Origin of the sequence: Amycolatopsis sp. lyj-109 (genome assembly GCF_046548995.1) — a bacterium.
Classification (GTDB): domain Bacteria; phylum Actinomycetota; class Actinomycetes; order Mycobacteriales; family Pseudonocardiaceae; genus Amycolatopsis.
Genome location: NZ_JAJPWR010000035.1, coordinates 23,672 through 41,276 on the forward strand (window position 1 = coordinate 23,672; position 17,605 = coordinate 41,276).

The following is a 17,605-nucleotide window of genomic DNA, read 5'->3' on the forward strand; positions in this document are numbered from 1 at the left end:
CAAGTTCCTGAAGGTGGCCTTCACGGCTTTTCGGCGTCCAGGGGGATGACCGCGGTGACTGCGGTGCCCGTGGGGCCGGTGGTGACGTCGAGTTCGCCGCCCAGCGCCTGCACCCGGTCACGCAGCCCGGCCAGCCCCGTCCCGCCCTCGGCGTCCGCGCCGCCGACGCCCGCGTCCTTGACCTCCACCCGCAGCTCCGCGCCCGCCACCTCGATCCGGACGTCGGCGCGGTCGGTCCGCGCGTGCTTCAGCGCGTTCGTCAGCGCCTCCGACGTCACGAAGTAGGCAGTCGCCTCCACCGCCGCGTCCAGGCGCGGCACCGTGCCGACCGTCAGCGCCACCTCCATCGGGATCCGGTCGGCCAGCGACCGGACCGCCGCGACCAGGCCCGCTTCGGTCAGGATCGCCGGGCGGATGCCGCGGGCCAGCTCCCGCAGCTCGGTGATCGCCGTCTGCAGCTCGTCGACGGCGCCGGTGAGCAGGGCGCGGATGTCCGGCGGCAGCTCGGCGCCGGAGCGGCGGGCGGCCATCCGCAGCAGCAGCACGACGCTGACCAGCCGCTGCTGGGCGCCGTCGTGCAGGTCCCGCTCGAGCCGGCGGCGCTCCTCGTCCCCGGCCGCGACCAGCCGCGCCCGCGACGCCCGCACCTCGGCCAGCCGCTGCTCCAGCTCGGTGGTGAGCCGCTGGTTGTCCAGCACCAGCCCGGCGGCCGCGTTGAGCGCGTCGATCGACCGGCTGTCCTTCCACACCTCGTCGTCCTGCACGAGCGCGGCCAGCCCGGTGCCGTCGCGCTCCAGCAGCAGCCGGATCATCTCGGCGTTGCCGACCCGGGCCCGCATCACCCCGGCCAGGAACGCCAGCGGCCACAGGCAGAACAGGATCCGGTACGCCTGCAGCAGCGGGTGGGACAGCGGGTGCGCGTCGCCGAGCGCCGTGCCCGCCCCGGACGTCAGCGCGCCGGCCAGGGCGATGACCACCACCGGCGACAGCAGCCGCCGCTGCGGCAGCCGCCCGGACAGCCACCGGTAGAGCAGCACGACGACCACGCCGGCGCTGATCGCCGTCGCGGCCAGCTCCAGGGCGCGGTCGGCGAAGGCGCCGCTGCCCGGCCACCGCGCCAGCAGGTCGCGCGGGTCGTCGTCGGCCAGCAGCCCGACCACGCCCGAGCCGAGCACCACCAGGTAGGCCGCGGCCACCAGCAGCCGCTCCCACCGCGAGCGGAGCCGGCCGTGCGGGAAGGCGAGCACCAGGTGCGCGATCACCGGACTCGACGCGGCGCGCAAGGGCACGGCGATCGTGTACAAAACCGGGTTGTGCGCGAACTGCAGGTCTTCGAGGAACAGGGCGACGCCGGCCAGCGCGATGAGCACGCCGATCGGGTTGGCCGGCCGCCGCACGTGCGCGACCGCGCCCGCGAGCAGGAAGAGGAACCCGGTCGTGGTGCTGAGCGCGGTGTCGAGCGCCGAGTGGGTGCCTTCGCCGGCTTTGAGCGTCAGCGCGACCACGCCGAGCGCGCACCCGGCGGCCAGCAGTCCGGTCATCGCCGACGTCCGCGGGTGCTGCACTTCGCGACCCTCCCGGTGGGTCTTGGCGGCTGGGTGAAGCAGTCCGGCAACGGCTAACCGTGATTCGTCCGTTCGGGCCGTCGCGTTACACCACGCGGCCGCGCTTTAGGGTGATCGTGACAGGAGGCGGGGACATGAGCGGACGCGGTCTGGGCGCCGAGGTCTTCGGCGGGCGGATGCCTGCCGGGGGGCGCGACCTGGCGATCGAAACCCACGGCATCGCGCCGGTGCCGGAAGGCAACCGGTTCGGGCGCCCGTGGCGGCTGTTCAGCGTGTGGTTCGCGCCGAACCTGACGATGACGGCGGTGTTCACCGGCACCCTGGCGGCGTCGCTTGGCCTCGGGTTCTGGACGGGGCTGGCCGCGATGCTCGCCGGCACCGTGCTCGGCTCGCTGCCGGTGGCGTACCTGTCGACGTGGGGCCCGCGCACCGGCACCGGCCAGCTGCCGCTCGCCCGGCTGGCGTTCGGCGGCGGCGTCGTGCTGCCCGGCCTGGTGCAGTGGCTCGGCTCGATCGCCTGGGACGCGCTGGTCGGCCTGTTCGGCGGCGAGGCGCTGGCCGAGCTGACCGGGCTGCCGTTCTGGGCGGCGGTGCTGATCGTGCTGGTGCTGCAGTGCGCCCTCGGCGTGTTCGGCTACGCGCTGATCCACCGCGTGCAGGCGGTGATGAGCGTGCTGCTGGTGCTCGCGTTCGCCGCGCTCACCGCGAAGGTCCTTTCCGGACACCCGATCGCCGTCGCCGACACCGCTGCGGGCGCCGACCTGGCGGGTGGCGTCGTCCTGTTCACGACGATCACGTTGTCACTGGCGATCTCCTGGGCGCCCTACGCGTCGGACTTCAGCCGCTACCTGCCCGCTTCGACGTCGTCCCGCAGCGTCTTCCGGGCGACGCTGCTCGGCCTCGTCGTGTCGTACGCGATCGGCGAAGGCCTCGGGCTCGCGCTGGGGTCGTCGCTCGGCGACCACACGGCGTCCGGGATCGCCCGGCTGCTCGGCGGCGGGTTCCTGGGCGCGCTGGCGCTGGCGGTGATCGCGCTGGCGGCGGTGTCGTCGAACGCGATGAACGACTACAGCGGCTCGCTCGCGCTGCAGACGGTCGGCGTCCGGCTGCGGCGCCCGGTGTCGGCGGTGGTCGTCACGGTGCTGGCGTTCGCGCTGATCCTCTGGATGCACAGCGGCGACCTCTCGGCGAAGTTCGAGAACGTGCTGCTGTTCGTGTCCTACTGGATCCCGCCGTTCCTCGGCGTGGTCGTCCCGGACTGGCTGGCCCGCACCCGCGGCGGTCGGCGCGTGGACGTCCTGACGTCGGTTCCGAAGCGCCCGTGGGCGGCGGTGGTGGCGTTCGCCGCCGGGTTCGGCGCCGCGGTGCCGTTCATGAACACCTCCCTCTACACCGGACCGGTCGCGGCGGCGCTGCACGGCGCGGACCTCGCGTACTACGTGGGTCTGGTCGTTTCGCTGGCAGCGTATTTCCTGCTTCGCGGCCGCGCTCCGGTTGACCTCAAGTAATCTAGAGGTTTCACGATGGTGTGGTACCCCTCGAAGGAGGAACCATGCCCACCGCACTCGTCACCGGCGCATCCGCCGGGCTGGGCCGCGCGCTCGCGGCCGCCCTGGTGCGTCGCAAGTGGACAGTCATCGGTGACGGCCGCGACGCGGCCGCGCTTTCCGCCGCCGCCCGGGAAACCGGCTTCACGGCCGTCCCCGGCGACGTCACCGACCCGGCCCACCGCGCCGCCCTCGCCGACGCCTGTCCTTCGCTCGACCTCCTGGTCAACAACGCCAGTTCGCTCGGCGTCAGCCCGCTGCCGCCGCTGGCCCGCTACCCCGTGGCGGCCCTGGAAGACGTCTACCGCGTCAACGTCTTCGCGCCGCTCGCCCTGACGCAGCTCCTGCTGCCCGCCCTGACCGCGGCGCGCGGCGTCGTGATCGACGTCAGTTCCGACGCCGCCGTCGAGGCTTACGAAGGCTGGGGCGGCTACGGCTCGGCGAAGGCCGCGCTCGATCAGCTGACCGCCGTCCTGGGCGCGGAACACCCGGACCTGTCCGTGTACGCGATCGACCCGGGTGACCTGCGCACGGCGATGCACCAGCGCGCGTTCCCGGGCGAGGACATCTCGGACCGGCCGCTGCCGTCGTCCGCGGTCCCGGCGTTCCTGAAGGTGCTCGACGAGCGTCCGCCGAGCGGCCGCTACCGCGCGGCCGACCTCGTGGTGCCGGCATGAACATCCGGTTCGACCTCCCGGCGGAGCTGTCGGCATCGGCCCCACCGGAGGCCCGCGGCCTGTCCCGCGACGACGTCCGCCTGCTGGTCGCGTCGCCGTCGGGTGTCCACCACACCGTGTTCGGCTCGCTCGGTGACCACCTCCGGCCGGGCGACCTCCTGGTGGTCAACACCTCCGGAACCCTCCCGGCGGCGGTCGACGCGCACCGGGCGGGCCGCCCGATCGTGGTCCACTTCGCGACCTCGCTCGACGACGGCGCCTGGGTCGTGGAGTTGCGCGCGCCGGGAGGTCCCCTGCTCGACGGCCGGCCGGGGGAGCGCCTGGCGCTGGCCGGGGACGCGTCGCTGACCCTGCTGGCCCCGATGGTCCCGGGCACGGCGAGGTTGTGGCGGGTGGCGGTGTCGGTGGAGGTGCCGTCGTTGCTGGCGGCGGCCGGCCGGCCGATCCGCTACGGGTACGTCCCGCGGCCGTGGCCGCTGTCGGACTACCAGACGGTGTTCGCCCGCGAGCCGGGCAGCGCGGAGATGCCGTCGGCGGCCCGGCCGTTCACGCCGGAGCTGGTGACGCGGCTGGTGACGGACGGGGTGTTGTTCGCCCCGCTGCTGCTGCACACCGGGGTGTCCTCCCCGGAGGCGGCCGAGCCACCCCAGGCGGAGAGGTACCGCGTACCCCCGACGACGGCGGCGCTGGCCTCGTGGGTCCGGGCTCGTGGAGGCCGGGTGATCGCGGTGGGCACCACGGCGGCCCGCGCGCTGGAGTCGGCGGCCTCGGGCGGTGCCGTGCACGCGGCCGAGGGCTGGACGGAGCTGATGCTCGGGCCGGACCGGCCGGCGCGGGTCGTGGACGGGATCGTCACGGGCCTGCACGCCCCGGAGGCATCGCACGTGGTGCTGCTGGAGGCGGTCGCGGGAGCAGAGGTGGTCCAGCGGGCGTACGACGCGGCCGTGGCGGAGCGGTACCTGTGGCACGAGTTCGGCGACGTGTCGCTCCTGCTGCGCCGCTGACCGGGTTGGGTCTCGTCCTCCGGCGGCCCCGCGGGTGTCTTGAATGACTCATTCCTGGCGTCGGAGGTCTTGAATGAGTCATTCAAGACGTCGCAGCACCGTGGGCCGCCTGCCACGGACAACCTCGGCAAACCCTACTGACCAGCCTCGACCCGCCGCCGTGACCGGATCAGCCCGGCGATCACCACCGCCGCGATGCCCAGGCCGACCCCGCTGACGATCGACGCCACCAAACTCGCCGTCCCCGTCGCCAGGCCGAACGCGCCGCCCAGGTACACCGGGATGGAGATCGCCACCGGCAGCCAGGTGCGCAGCGTGAACGCCCGGTCCGACGCGACCCACAGCACCAGCGTCACGGCCGCGGCCGTGACGACCGGGATCGCCCACACCACCGAGCTCGTCAGCGCGTCCATCCCGAGTGACCTGAGCCACTCGAACGACGCCTGGCCCAGCCCGATGAACAGCACGACCAGCGCCACGCGGACGCCGGCGGCTCCCTGGCCGCTGCTCGTCATGTCTTCCTCCCGAAATCCGTGGTCATCAGATACCACGTCCGGGTGACGCGAGCGGTTGCCCGTAATGACGACTTTCTCCGGAACCTGTAAACGCCGCGGCCGCCGATGTCAAGAAATCTCACCGGATGTCCCGGGATGCGGATGGCTATGCGCCTGAGTGGGTGACCGTGCGAACCTCCCCCGAACACCGACGAAAGGCGATGCTGACGTGCGCACCCCTCGAAGAATCCTGGCCTCGGCGCTGGCCGCCCTGACCGTCGTGGGCGTGCTTGCGGGCTGCTCGCGCGCCGACAGCAGCGCCGCTCCCGCCGCCAACCAGGGCACCGCCGGCGAGGTGCGGATCGGTTTCTTCCCGAACGTCACGCACGCGCCCGCGCTGATCGGCGTCAAGAAGGACTTCTTCAAGAACGAGCTCGGCTCCACCAAGCTCACCACCCAGACCTTCAACGCCGGCCCCGAAGAGGTCAACGCCCTGCTCGGCGGCTCCCTCGACGTCGCCTTCATCGGCTCCGGCCCGGCGATCAACGCCTTCACCAAGTCCAAGGGCGCCATCCAGCTGATCTCCGGCGCCGTCTCGGGCGGCGCGCAGCTGGTCGTCAAACCGGACATCACCAGCGTCGATCAGCTCAAGGGCAAGAACATCGCGACGCCGCAGCTGGCCAACACCCAGGACGTCGCGCTCAAGAAGTTCCTCGCCGGCAAGCAGCTGACCGGCCAGGTCAAGATCACCAACCTCGACAACCCGAAGACGCTCGACGCGTTCAAGAAGGGCGAGGTCGACGGCGGCTGGCTGCCCGAGCCGTGGGCGTCCCGGCTGGTCCTCGACGCCGGCGCGAAGGTGCTGGTCGACGAGAAGACGCTGTGGCCGGGCGGCCGCTTCCCGAGCACCGTCGTCATCGTGCGCAGCGAGTTCCTCCAGCAGCACCCGGACACCGTCCGCGCGCTCCTCAAGGGCGAGCTCGCCGCCATCGACTGGGCCAAGGCCAACCCGGCGGACGCGAAGACCGTGGTCAACGGCGCCCTCAAGGAGCTGGCCGGCAGTACCCTGAGCGCAGCGGTCCTGGACCGCGCCTTCTCCGGCATCGAGCTGACCACCGACCCCATCGCCGCCGAATTCCCGCAGCTCGCGCAGGACTCGGTGACGGCCGGCGTGGTGAAGTCGGCGGTGGCGCTGAAGGGCTTCGCCGACTTCGGCCCGCTGAACGAGGTGCTGAAGGCACAGAACCTGCCCGCCGTCGTTGCTCCCGATCTGACCAAGTGAGAGGCAGCCAGCGATGACCACCACCCTCCCGAGCGGCCGCGCCAGTTACACCGGCGCGACCGCGGTGCGTCTCGACGGCGTGCGCAAGACCTTCGGCACCGCCGGCCGCGCTGTCGTCGCGCTGGACGGGGTGGACCTGACGGTCGCGCCCGGCGAGTTCGTCTGCCTGCTCGGCGCGTCCGGCTGCGGCAAGAGCACCCTGCTGAACCTGGTCGCCGGGCTGGACGCGCCGTCCGCGGGCGAGATCACGCTGAACACCTCGCGGCCCGCGGTGATGTTCCAGGAAGCCGCGCTGATGCCGTGGCTGACCGCGGCCCGCAACGTCGAGCTGCCGCTGCGGCTGGCCGGCTTCGGCCGGACCGAGCGCCGCGAAAAGGCCGCCGAGCTGCTGGACCTGGTCCGGCTGAACGGCGCGGGCGGCAAGCGGCCGCACGAGCTGTCCGGCGGGATGCGGCAGCGCGTCGCGCTGGCCCGTGCCTTGGCCGCGACCCTGCGCGTCGGCGGCGACCCGGAGCAGTCGCTGCTGCTGATGGACGAGCCGTTCGCCGCGCTCGACGCCATCACCCGCGACGTCCTGCAGGGCGAGCTGCTGCGCGTCTACCGCAGCACGGGCACGTCCGTGCTGTTCGTGACGCACGACGTGCGCGAGGCGGTCCGCCTCGGCCAGCGCGTGGTGCTGCTGTCGTCGCGGCCCGGCCGGGTCGTGCGCGAGTGGTCGGACGTGCCGCTGGCCGACCCCGAGGAGCTGACCGAGGAAATCACCGGGCACCTGCGCGAGGTGATCAGCACCCATGCCGCAGCTTGACCGGTCCGCCGAGCCTGACCTCGACGCGGTCGGCGCCGGACTGGATTCGCTCGATGCCCCCGTCGGTGAACGCCGCCCCAGCTTCTGGAAGCGGTTCGCCTGGGGTTTCCTGCCGCCGCTGGGCGCGCTCGTGCTGCTGGTCGTCGTCTGGCAGACCCTCTGGGCCGCAGCCTTCTGGCCGGAGTCGCAGCTGCCGTCACCGGCGGCGGTGTGGGGCGAGTTCTGGAGCATCGTCGTCGACGGCCAGGTGTTCGGCTTCGTCTGGACGTCGGTGCACCGCGCCGCACTCGGGTTCTTCGCCGGGGTGCTCATCGGAACGCCGCTCGGCCTGGTCGTGGCGAAGGTCCGCGTGGTGCGCGCGGCGATCGGCCCGCTGCTGACGGGGCTGCAGAGCCTTCCGTCGGTGGCCTGGGTCCCGGCGGCGATCCTGTGGTTCGGGATCAACGACGCGGCGATCTACTTCGTGGTGCTGCTCGGCTCGGTCCCGTCGATCGCGAACGGCCTGGTGTCGGGCATCGACCAGATCCCCCCGATCCTCCCGCGGGTCGGCCAGGTGATGGGCGCGAACCGGCTGTCCTCGGCCCGCCACATCCTGCTGCCGGCGGCGCTGCCGGGCTTCCTCGCCGGGCTGAAGCAGGGCTGGGCGTTCTCGTGGCGCTCGCTGATGGCGGCGGAGCTGATCGCGCTGTCCCCGCAGCTGGGCATCGGCCTCGGCGCGTACCTGAACCAGGGCTCGTCGTTCAACAGCATGGAGACGGTGATCGCGGCGATCTTCCTGATCCTGCTGGTCGGCGTGGGGATCGAGCTGCTGGTGTTCCGCCCGCTGGAGCGCGCGGTACTGCGGGCGCGCGGGCTGACTTCATCCCTGTGAAAGGGGCATCACACGTGTCTGGAGGGTCATCACACGTGTCTGGAGGGTCATCACACGTGTCTGGAGGGTCATCACACGTGTCTGGAGGGTCATCACGCTGATGACCGTCCAATCACGCGTGATGACCTTCCAATCACGCGAGATGACCGTCTGATCACGCGTGATGCCTATCGAGACCGGCGTCCACCGGCACGGGTTCCGGACGAGAAGGCCGCAGCTCCGCCGCTCGAACGACGGTTGCCCGCGGCCGGGGCGCCCGAGCGGCCGGTGCCGCTCGGCTTGCCCGCGGCGCCCGACCGGCGGGCGGAACCGCCCGCGGCGGCCGCGCCGTCCGAGCGGCGCGAACCGGATCCGGCCGAACGCTGCTGCTCCTGGCCGTTCGCCCGGGAACGCTGGCCGCCGCGGTTCTCCTTCGGCGCCGCACTCCGGCGGCCGCGGCCACCGGCACCCGGTGCCGCGCCCGTGGCCGAAACCTTCTTCGGCCGGTTGTCCACCGCCGGGGCCTTCGAGAACGTGCGCTCGCCCGGGGCCAGCTCCGCCAGCAGCGGGTGGCCCGGACCCAGCTGGGTCGTCGTCGGCTTGATGCCGGCCTTGCGCGTCAGGTCGCGGACGTCGCGGACCTGCTCGTCCGTCATCAGCGTCACCACCGTGCCCGACGCCCCCGCGCGTGCCGTGCGGCCCGAGCGGTGCAGGTACGCCTTGTGCTCCACCGGCGGGTCGGCGTGGATGACCAGCCGGACGTCGTCGACGTGGATGCCGCGCGCCGCGATGTCCGTCGCCACCAGGGTGCGGGCCGTGCCGGACGAGAACGCCTCGAGGTTGCGCGTGCGCGCGTTCTGGCCCAGGTTGCCGTGCAGCTCCACCGCCGGGACACCCGACGCGTTGAGCTTGCGGGTCAGCGCCTTCGCGCGGCTCTTCGTCCGCGTGAACACCAGCGTGCGCCCGGGCGCCGCCGTCAGGTCGACCAGCACCGGCAGCCGGTGGGTCTCCTCCAGGTGCAGGACGTGGTGCTCCATCGTCGACACCGGCGACTGCGCCGAGTCGACGCTGTGCGTGATCGGGTCGTTCATGAAGCGCTTGACCAGCACGTCGACGCCGTTGTCCAGCGTCGCGGAGAACAGCATCCGCTGCCCGCGCGACGGCGTGGCGTCCATGATCCGGCGCACCTCGGGCAGGAAGCCCAGGTCGGCCATGTGGTCGGCTTCGTCGAGCACGGTGATCTCGATGGCGTCGAGCTTGACGTGCCCGGAGCGCATGTGGTCGGCGAGCCGGCCGGGGCAGGCGACGACGATGTCGACACCGTCGCGCAGCCGCGTGATCTGCGGGTTCGCGCTCACGCCGCCGAAGATGGTCGTCGCCTTGAGGCCAAGCGGCTTGGCCAGCGGCAGGATGGACGCCTCGATCTGCGTCGCGAGCTCGCGCGTCGGCGCCAGGATCAGCGCGCGGGGACGGCCCGGCTTGCGGCGCGTCGGACCCGCGGCGAGGCGGGCCAGCAAGGGCAGCACGAAGCCGTAGGTCTTGCCGGAGCCGGTGCGGCCGCGGCCGAGGACGTCGCGTCCGGCGAGGGTGTGCGGCAGGGTCGCCGCCTGGATCGGGAACGGCTCGGTGACGCCCTGGGTGGCCAGTGCGGCCACGAGGGGAGTGGGCAAGCCGAGTTCAGCGAAAGTGCTCATAAGTGCATGCGGGCGCTCTCGACGCCCTGGTCTCCATCATCTGAGAAGGGTTGTCCTGCCCGGCGCAGACCGGTCAACGGCCGCGGCGCGTGGTAGTCGACAACAGCAGCGGGCCGAGGCAGAACTGAGCGGCCCGCATGATCAGTATAGCGGGAGAGGGTGACGTATCCCCAGTGAGATTGCCCGCACTCGCGCGGCCTTGCTAAGTTACCGGTCGGTAATCAAGGAGGACCACCATGCTGCTGAACCCGCGCGAGTACGACCCGGCGCACTTCGACGCCGAGACCCGGCGCCTGCTGCGCGCCACCATCGACTGGTTCGAACAGCGTGGCAAGGCGAAGCTGACCGAGGACTACCACAACCGCACCTTCTACGCGGACTTCATCGAGTTCGCGGGCAAGGAAGGCCTGTTCTCGACCTTCCTGACCCCGGCCGCGAACGCCGGCGGCCACCCGGACAAGCGCTGGGACACCAGCCGCGTCGCCGCGCTGTCGGAAATCCTCGGGTTCTACGGCCTCAACTACTGGTACCCGTGGCAGGTCACCATCCTCGGCCTCGGCCCGGTGTGGCAGAGCGGCAACGACGTCGCCCGCAAGCGCGCGGCCGACGCGCTGGACGCCGGCGGCGTCGGGGCCTTCGGACTGTCCGAAAAGGATCACGGGGCCGACATCTACTCGTCCGACATGGTGCTCACCAAGGACGGCGACGGCTACCGCGCGACCGGCTCCAAGTACTACATCGGCAACGGCAACTGCGCGCGCACGGTGTCGGTCTTCGGCCGCATCGATGGCGTCGAAGGCCCGGACCAGTACGTCTTCTTCTACGCCGACGCCGAGCACCCGAACTACCACGTCGTGAAGAACGTCGTGCCGTCGCAGATGTACGTCGCCGAGTTCCGGCTCGAGGACTACCCCGTGCAGGCCGAGGACATCCTGCACGTCGGCGCCGAGGCCTTCAGCGCCGCGCTGAACACCGTCAACATCGGCAAGTTCAACCTCTGCTTCGGCGGCATCGGCATGGCGACGCACTCGCTGTACGAGGCCATCACGCACGCGCACAACCGCGTCCTCTACGGCAAGCCGGTCACGAACTTCCCGCACGTCCGCCGCGAGTTCGTCGAGGCCTACGCGCGGCTGACCGCGATGAAGCTGTTCTCCGACCGCGCCGTCGACTACTTCCGCAGCGCCAACGCCGAAGACCGCCGCTACCTGCTGTTCAACCCGATCACCAAGATGAAGGTGACCACCGAGGCGCAGAAGGTGATCGGCCTGGTCGCCGACGTCGTGGCGGCCAAGGGGTTCGAGGCCGACACCTACCTGGCGATGTCCAAGAACGACATCGACGGCCTGCCGAAGCTCGAGGGCACGGTGGCCGTCAACCTGGCGCTGATCGCGAAGTTCATGCCGAACTACCTCTTCGCGCCCCAGGAGTACGCGCCGGTGCCGACCCGCACCGACGCCGCGGACGACGAGTTCCTCTTCCGCCAGGGCCCGGCGCGTGGCCTGTCGAAGGTGCGGTTCCACGACTGGAAGACCGCCTACGCCGAAGCCACGCACATCCCGAACGTCGCGCTGTTCACCGAGCAGGCCGGCTCCCTGGTCAAGCTGCTCACCGAGGCGGCACCGGACGAGGCGCAGCAGGCCGACCTCGACTTCGGGCTCGCGCTGACCGAGCTGTTCACGCTGATCGTCTACGGCCAGCTCATCCTGGAGCAGGCCCGCATCACCGGCCTGGCCGACGAGGTCGTCGACCAGATCTTCGCGGTGCTGGTGCAGGACTTCAGCGTCGCGGCGGTGGACCTCAACGGCAAGGCGAGCTCGACCGAGGCCCAGCAGGCCATCGCGCTGGCCGCGCTGCGCAAGCCGGTGGTGGACGCCGCGCGATTCGAGAACGTCTGGGCGCGGGTGCGCGACCTTTCCGGCGTCTACGCCATGCACCCGTGATGGCGCGAAAGTACCGGCTGGGCGTGACGCGGAAAGCCGCGAACGTGGTCGTGCGGGCGTTGCTGGAGCGCGGGATCCCGGTCAACGGCGGCACGGGGTTCCTGCTGACGACGCGCGGGCGCAGGAGCGGCGAGGACCGGACCACCCCGGTCAACGTCCTCGAGGTCGGCGGCGACCGCTGGCTCGTGTCGCCGTACGGGCTGGTCGGCTGGGTGTACAACCTGCGCGCCGACCCCACCGCCCGGCTGTGGCGCGGCCGGCGGCGCGAGACGTGGGAGGTCGAGGAGGCCGACGCCGCCGCGGCGGGCCCGGTGCTGCGCGCGTACGTCCGCAAGATCCCGGTGACGGCGCCGTTCTTCGACGCGAAGCTGACCGGCTCGCCCGAGGACTTCGCCGCGGAAGCCGATCGACACCCGGTGTTCCGGTTGGCAAGATCGCGGGCGTGAACCGAGAGCGGGCGGCGGAGCTGATCTGGGACGCGTGGCTGACCGGCAAGCGGCTGGAGGGCCTCCCGGACGAAGCCCGTCCGGGTGACTTCGCCGAAGGCATGGCTGCGCAGGCGGCGCTCGCCGAGCTGGCCGGGCCGGTGTCCGGCTGGAAGATCGGCGCGACCACCGGGTACGCCCGGCAGTACCTCGGTGTCCCCGGGCCGCTGCCGGGCGCGATGTTCGAGCGGTTCCACCACGTCGAGGGTTCGCCGATCCCAGCGGACACGATGACCATGGGAGTGGCCGAACCGGAGTTCGCCTTCCGGCTCAAGGCCGCCCCGGGCCGGTCGCCGTCGCCGGCCGCGGTGCTCGACGCGGTCGACACGATGTTCCTGGCGATCGAGCTGCCGGACAGCCGCTACACCGACCACCGCCACGCGGGCGGCCCGCAGCTGCTCGCCGACGCGGCGTGCTCGGGCCGGTTCGTCGAGGGCCGCCCGGTGCCGGGCTGGCGCGAGCTCGACCTGCCCCGCACCCCGGTGGTCCTCCACGCGAACGGCGAGGAGTTCTCCCGCGGCAGCGGCAGCCTCGTCCTGGGCGACCCCCGGCTGGCGCTGCACTGGCTGGCGATGGAGCTGCCCCGCCACGGCCGCGCGTTGCGCCCGGGCGACATCGTGACGACGGGAACGGCAACCCCGCCGTGCCCGATCCGCGCGGGCGGCCACGTGGTGGCGGACTTCGGCGCGCTGGGCAGTGTGGAGGCGAGGTTCCCGTCGCTAGAGTGATCGGGTGCTGACGTTCCGTGCGGGTTTCGTCGTGCTGGCGGTGGTCGTGGCCGGGCTCGACGCAGGCTTCTGGGGCTTCGCCCACGGCTCCCGCCCGATGACGGCGCGAACCGGCTTCCTGGTGGCGTTCGTGCTGCTGCTGGCGTTGCTGGCGGCGGCCGCGGGCGTGGTGCGCTGGGAAGTGGCGGCACCGCTGGGAGCAGCCTCGACGTCGGGCTTGCTGTTCGTCGGCGCGACGGCGATCTTCAGCGTGGGGCTGGGATTTTTGCTGACGGCGGTGGTGGAGGCGGCCCTGGTGCGGCGGCTGGTTCTGGACGCGTCGCCGGTGGGGTGGCGCGGCGGGATGTGGCTGATCAGCGCGGCTGCTGCCGTGGTTCCGGTGGCGCTGTTCGCGGTGGGCTTGTTCGCGCTGCGCTGACTCCGAAAGTTCGTGAAGGCCACCTTGAGGAACTTCAAGTTCCTCAAGGTGGCCTTCACGAACAAAGGGCCCTACTTGCCGAACCCGGCCCGCCGGAGCGCGTCCGCCATCGAGCCGCTGCTGCCGCCGGAGCTCCCGCCCCGGCCGCCGCCACCGCCGCCACCGCCGCGCTGGCCACCGCCACCGCCACCGCTGCCGCCACGGCGCTGACCGCCGCCGCCGCCCTGACCGCCCTGACCGCGGTCCCGGCGCTCCCCGCCAGCGCCGCCGCGCGAGGTCGGAGCGCCCGGCTCGTCGTCCAGCCGCAGGGTCAGCGAGATCCGCTTGCGCGGCACGTCGACTTCCAGCACCTTCACCTTCACGATGTCCCCGGGCTTCACGACCTCGCGCGGGTCCTTCACGAAGTTCTTCGACAGCGCCGAAACGTGGGCGAGCCCGTCCTGGTGCACGCCCACGTCGATGAACGCGCCGAACGCCGCCACGTTCGTCACCACGCCCTCCAGTCGCATGCCCGGCTTGAGGTCGCCGATCTTCTCCACGCCCTCGGCGAACGTCGCCGTCTTGAAGGCCGGGCGGGGGTCGCGGCCCGGCTTGTCCAGCTCCGACAGGATGTCCGTCACCGTCGGGAGGCCGAACGTGTCGTCGACGAATTCATTCGGCCGCAGCGACGACAGCGTGCGCGTGTTGCCGATCAGCCCGCGCAGATCGGTGCCCGTCTTCGACAGGATCCGCCGGACCACCGGGTACGCCTCCGGGTGCACCGCCGACGAGTCGAGCGGGTCGTCGCCGTCCGGGATCCGGAGGAAGCCCGCGCACTGCTCGAACGCCTTCGGGCCGAGCCGCGCGACCTCCTTCAGCGCCGTCCGGGAGCGGAACGGCCCGTTCGTGTCGCGGTGGGCCACGATGTTCTCCGCCAGGCCCGTCGTGATGCCCGAAACCCGGGTCAGCAGCGGCGCCGACGCCGTGTTGACGTCCACGCCGACCGCGTTCACGCAGTCCTCGACCACCGCGTCGAGCGAGCGCGACAGCGAAACCTCGGACAGGTCGTGCTGGTACTGCCCGACGCCGATCGACTTCGGGTCGATCTTCACCAGCTCGGCCAGGGGGTCCTGCAGCCGCCGGGCGATCGAGACCGCGCCGCGCAGCGAGACGTCCATGTTCGGCAGTTCCGCCGAAGCGAACGCCGACGCCGAGTACACCGAAGCGCCCGCCTCGGACACCACGGCCTTCGTCAGCTTCAGCTCCGGGTGCTTCTTGATCAGTTCCTGCGCGAGCTTGTCCGTCTCGCGCGACGCCGTGCCGTTGCCGATGGAGATCAGGTCGACCTGGTGCCGGGCGCACAGCACCGCGAGCTCCGCGATCGACTGGTCCCACTTGTTCGCCGGCTGGTGCGGGTAGATGACGTGGGTGTCGACGACCTTGCCGGTGGCGTCCACGACCGCCACCTTGACGCCGGTCCGGAAGCCCGGGTCGAGGCCCATGGTGGCGCGGGTGCCGGCCGGCGCGGCGAGGAGCAGGTCGCGCAGGTTGGCCGCGAACACGCGCACGGCGTCGTCCTCGGCCGCCTGGCGCAGCCGCATCCGCAGGTCGATGCCCAGGTGCAGGAGGATCTTGGTGCGCCACGCCCAGCGCACGGTGTCGCCGAGCCACTTGTCGCCCGGCCGGCCCTGCTGGGTGATGCCGAACTTCGCCGCGATGCGCGACTCGTACTCGGTCGGGCCGACCTGCGGCTCGTCGGTGGGCTCGTCCGGCGACATCGTGAGGTCGAGGACCTCCTCCTTCTCGCCGCGCAGCATCGCGAGGATGCGGTGCGAGGGGAGCTTGGTGTAGGGCTCGGAGAAGTCGAAGTAGTCCGAGAACTTGGCGCCGTCCTCCTCCTTGCCGGAGCGGACCTTGGCGACGAGGTGCCCCTGGCCCCACATCTTCTCGCGCAGGTCGCCGATCAGGTCGGCGTCCTCGGCGAAGCGCTCGACGAGGATCGCGCGGGCGCCGTCGAGGGCGGCTTGCGCGTCCGCGACGCCCTTGTCGGCGTCGACGAACACCGCGGCGGCGGCCTGCGGATCGGTGTTCGGGTCGTTCAGCAGGCCGTCGGCCAGCGGCTCGAGGCCCGCTTCGCGCGCGATCATCGCCTTCGTGCGGCGCTTCGGCTTGTACGGGAGATAGATGTCCTCGAGCCGCGACTTCGTGTCGGCGGCGAGGATCGACGCCTCCAGGGCCTCGTCGAGCTTGCCCTGGCTGCGGATGGACTCGAGCACGGCGAGCCGGCGCTCGTCGAGTTCCCGCAGGTAGCGCAGCCGCTCTTCGAGCGTGCGCAGCTGCGCGTCGTCGAGCATGCCGGTGACTTCCTTGCGGTAGCGGGCGATGAACGGCACGGTCGACCCGCCGTCGAGCAGGTCGACGGCGGCCTTGACCTGTCCTTCGCGCACGCCCAGTTCTTCGGCGATCTTCTGCTCGACCGACACGCTCACTGCTACACGCTCCTGCTTCGCCTGGTTCCGATCGTCTCATTCTGCCGTTTCCGCCACCCCGACTTTCGGATGGGGCTGACATCGGCGTCCTTGACAACCGTATTGGTCTAGTCCATTTTGTGGTGACCTGCCTCACCAGTGTCGCGGAGGTCGCCCGTGGTCCCCAAGGTTCGTCTCGCTCTGCTTTCCTTACTTTCCGTGGTGACGCTGTGTCTCGGCGTGACCTTCGTGCTCGCCGGCAGCGCTTCGGCGGCGAACATCCTGGCCAACCCCGGCTTCGAGGCCGGCACCACGGGCTGGACGTGCACCGGCGCGTCGGCCGCGGTGAGCTCGCCGGTGCACAGCGGCAGCCGGGCCCTGAACGCGACGCCGTCGTCGTCGGACAACGCCCAGTGCTCGCAGACGCTCACCGTCTCGGCGAACACGGCGTACAAGCTGTCCGCCTGGGTCCAGGGCAGCTATGTCTACCTGGGCGTCTCCGGCTCGGCGACGACCAGCACCTGGACGCCCGGCACCAGCGGCTACCAGCAGCTGTCGCTGAGCTTCACGACCGGCGCGAGCACGTCGCTGACGGTGTACCTGCACGGCTGGTACGGCCAGCCGGCGTACTACGCCGACGACGTCAGCCTCGACGGCCCCGGCACCCCGCCCACGACGCCGCCGACCACGCCCACCACCCCGACCACGCCGCCGACGACCACCCCGCCGACGACGACCACGACGCCGCCCACGCAGGGTGACCTGCCGAAGCACGTCCTGACGGGCTACTGGCAGAACTTCTACAACGGCGCCAAGGCGCTGAAGCTCGCCGACGTCCCGGCGAAGTACAACATCATCGCGGTGTCCTTCGCGGACGCGACCGGCACGCCCGGCGCGGTGAGTTTCACGCTCGACTCGGGCCTGTCTTCGCAGCTGGGCGGCTACACGGACGCCCAGTTCAAGGCCGACGTCAAGACGGTGCAGGCACGCGGCCAGCGGGTCATCATCTCGGTCGGCGGCCAGAACGGCACGATCAGCGTCAGCGACTCGAACTCGGCCACCAACTTCGCGAACAGCATCAAGACGCTGATCGCGAACTACGGCTTCGACGGCGTCGACATCGACCTCGAGAACGGCATCAACGCCACGTATATGGGCCAGGCGCTGCGGAGCATCTACAACGGCGGCGGCAAGGTCATCACGATGGCGCCGCAGACGATCGACATGCAGTCCACGGCCGGTGGCTACTTCCAGCTGGCGCTGAACATCAAGGACATCCTGACGATCGTCAACATGCAGTACTACAACTCCGGTTCGATGAACGGCTGCAACGGCAACGTCTACTCGCAGGGCACGGTCGACTTCCTGACGGCGCTGGCCTGCATCCAGCTGCAGGGCGGCCTGCGCGCGGACCAGGTCGGCCTCGGTCTCCCGGCCTCCCCGCAGGCGGCGGGCGGCGGCTACCAGGCCCCGGCCAACACGGTGTCGGCGCTGAACTGCCTGGCCCGCGGAACCTCGTGCGGCAGCTTCAAGCCGTCGGCGACCTACCCGTCGATCCGCGGCGCGATGACGTGGTCGATCAACTGGGACGCGTCGCAGGGGTACGCGTTCGCCAACACGGTGTCGGCCGGGCTCGCGGGCCTGCCGTAACCGTGCGCTGAGCGGC

15 protein-coding genes are annotated in these 17,605 nt (G+C 71.5%); 11 read left to right on the forward strand and 4 right to left on the reverse strand.

The genetic code is table 11. The features are described from left to right. Nucleotides 1-20: 20 nt before the first annotated feature. Complete coding sequence (locus ACLJQF_RS44065; protein ID WP_410616281.1) at nt 21-1,565, reverse strand: sensor histidine kinase; 1,545 nt, start codon at nt 1,563-1,565, stop codon at nt 21-23. A 134-nt stretch (nt 1,566-1,699) separates the two neighbouring features. Between ACLJQF_RS44065 and ACLJQF_RS44070 the strand changes: the two genes are divergently transcribed. Genes ACLJQF_RS44070 through ACLJQF_RS44080 form a run of 3 tightly spaced genes read left to right on the forward strand, consistent with a single transcriptional unit; the run spans nt 1,700 to nt 4,793 of the window. Next, nucleotides 1,700-3,073, forward strand: coding sequence for a purine-cytosine permease family protein (locus ACLJQF_RS44070; RefSeq protein ID WP_410616282.1), 1,374 nt, complete (start codon nt 1,700-1,702; stop codon nt 3,071-3,073). 44 nt (nt 3,074-3,117) lie between these two features. Then, complete coding sequence (locus ACLJQF_RS44075; RefSeq protein WP_410616283.1) at nt 3,118-3,789, forward strand: SDR family NAD(P)-dependent oxidoreductase; 672 nt, start codon at nt 3,118-3,120, stop codon at nt 3,787-3,789. Further along, on the forward strand, nt 3,786-4,793 hold the full coding sequence (locus ACLJQF_RS44080) for an S-adenosylmethionine:tRNA ribosyltransferase-isomerase (RefSeq protein WP_410616284.1): 1,008 nt from the start codon (nt 3,786-3,788) through the stop codon (nt 4,791-4,793). The genes ACLJQF_RS44075 and ACLJQF_RS44080 overlap by 4 nt, the downstream gene beginning before the upstream one ends. Before the next feature lie 134 nt (nt 4,794-4,927). Here ACLJQF_RS44080 and ACLJQF_RS44085 read toward each other — a convergent pair whose 3' ends face one another. Beyond that, nucleotides 4,928-5,308: a hypothetical protein gene (locus tag ACLJQF_RS44085; protein ID WP_410616285.1), complete on the reverse strand. Its 381-nt coding sequence runs from the start codon at nt 5,306-5,308 to the stop codon at nt 4,928-4,930. 208 nt (nt 5,309-5,516) lie between these two features. On the opposite strand from ACLJQF_RS44085, the gene ACLJQF_RS44090 reads away from it, so the two are divergent. From ACLJQF_RS44090 to ACLJQF_RS44100, 3 genes are read left to right on the forward strand one after another with little or no spacing between them, the layout of a single operon-like run. Next, nucleotides 5,517-6,569: an ABC transporter substrate-binding protein gene (locus tag ACLJQF_RS44090; RefSeq protein WP_410616286.1), complete on the forward strand. Its 1,053-nt coding sequence runs from the start codon at nt 5,517-5,519 to the stop codon at nt 6,567-6,569. A gap of 13 nt (nt 6,570-6,582) precedes the next feature. Next, the gene (locus ACLJQF_RS44095; protein ID WP_410616287.1) at nt 6,583-7,374 is read left to right on the forward strand and encodes an ABC transporter ATP-binding protein; all 792 of its coding nucleotides are present in this window, start codon (nt 6,583-6,585) and stop codon (nt 7,372-7,374) included. Next, nucleotides 7,361-8,245: an ABC transporter permease gene (locus ACLJQF_RS44100; RefSeq protein WP_410616288.1), complete on the forward strand. Its 885-nt coding sequence runs from the start codon at nt 7,361-7,363 to the stop codon at nt 8,243-8,245. The genes ACLJQF_RS44095 and ACLJQF_RS44100 overlap by 14 nt, the downstream gene beginning before the upstream one ends. A gap of 167 nt (nt 8,246-8,412) precedes the next feature. On the opposite strand, the gene ACLJQF_RS44105 is transcribed toward ACLJQF_RS44100, so the two are convergent. Beyond that, the gene (locus tag ACLJQF_RS44105) at nt 8,413-9,918 is read right to left on the reverse strand and encodes a DEAD/DEAH box helicase (RefSeq protein WP_410616289.1); all 1,506 of its coding nucleotides are present in this window, start codon (nt 9,916-9,918) and stop codon (nt 8,413-8,415) included. Between the two features lie 236 nt (nt 9,919-10,154). Here ACLJQF_RS44105 and ACLJQF_RS44110 point away from each other — a divergent pair, with 236 nt between their 5' ends. Genes ACLJQF_RS44110 through ACLJQF_RS44125 form a run of 4 tightly spaced genes read left to right on the forward strand, consistent with a single transcriptional unit; the run spans nt 10,155 to nt 13,492 of the window. After that, nucleotides 10,155-11,861, forward strand: a complete 1,707-nt coding sequence (locus tag ACLJQF_RS44110) for an acyl-CoA dehydrogenase (protein ID WP_410616290.1) — start codon at nt 10,155-10,157, stop codon at nt 11,859-11,861. Continuing rightward, complete coding sequence (locus ACLJQF_RS44115; protein WP_410616291.1) at nt 11,861-12,307, forward strand: nitroreductase family deazaflavin-dependent oxidoreductase; 447 nt, start codon at nt 11,861-11,863, stop codon at nt 12,305-12,307. The genes ACLJQF_RS44110 and ACLJQF_RS44115 overlap by 1 nt, the downstream gene beginning before the upstream one ends. Further along, nucleotides 12,304-13,074, forward strand: a complete 771-nt coding sequence (locus ACLJQF_RS44120) for a 2-keto-4-pentenoate hydratase (RefSeq protein ID WP_410616292.1) — start codon at nt 12,304-12,306, stop codon at nt 13,072-13,074. Before ACLJQF_RS44115 ends, ACLJQF_RS44120 begins: the two co-directional genes overlap by 4 nt. A gap of 4 nt (nt 13,075-13,078) precedes the next feature. Further along, entirely contained in the window at nt 13,079-13,492 is a 414-nt protein-coding gene (locus ACLJQF_RS44125) for a hypothetical protein (protein ID WP_410616293.1), read from the forward strand. Nucleotides 13,493-13,563: 71 nt separating this feature from the next. Here ACLJQF_RS44125 and ACLJQF_RS44130 read toward each other — a convergent pair whose 3' ends face one another. Beyond that, entirely contained in the window at nt 13,564-15,960 is a 2,397-nt protein-coding gene (locus ACLJQF_RS44130; RefSeq protein WP_410616294.1) for a Tex family protein, read from the reverse strand. A gap of 156 nt (nt 15,961-16,116) precedes the next feature. On the opposite strand from ACLJQF_RS44130, the gene ACLJQF_RS44135 reads away from it, so the two are divergent. Continuing rightward, entirely contained in the window at nt 16,117-17,589 is a 1,473-nt protein-coding gene (locus tag ACLJQF_RS44135; RefSeq protein ID WP_410616295.1) for a chitinase, read from the forward strand. Nucleotides 17,590-17,605 lie beyond the last annotated feature (16 nt).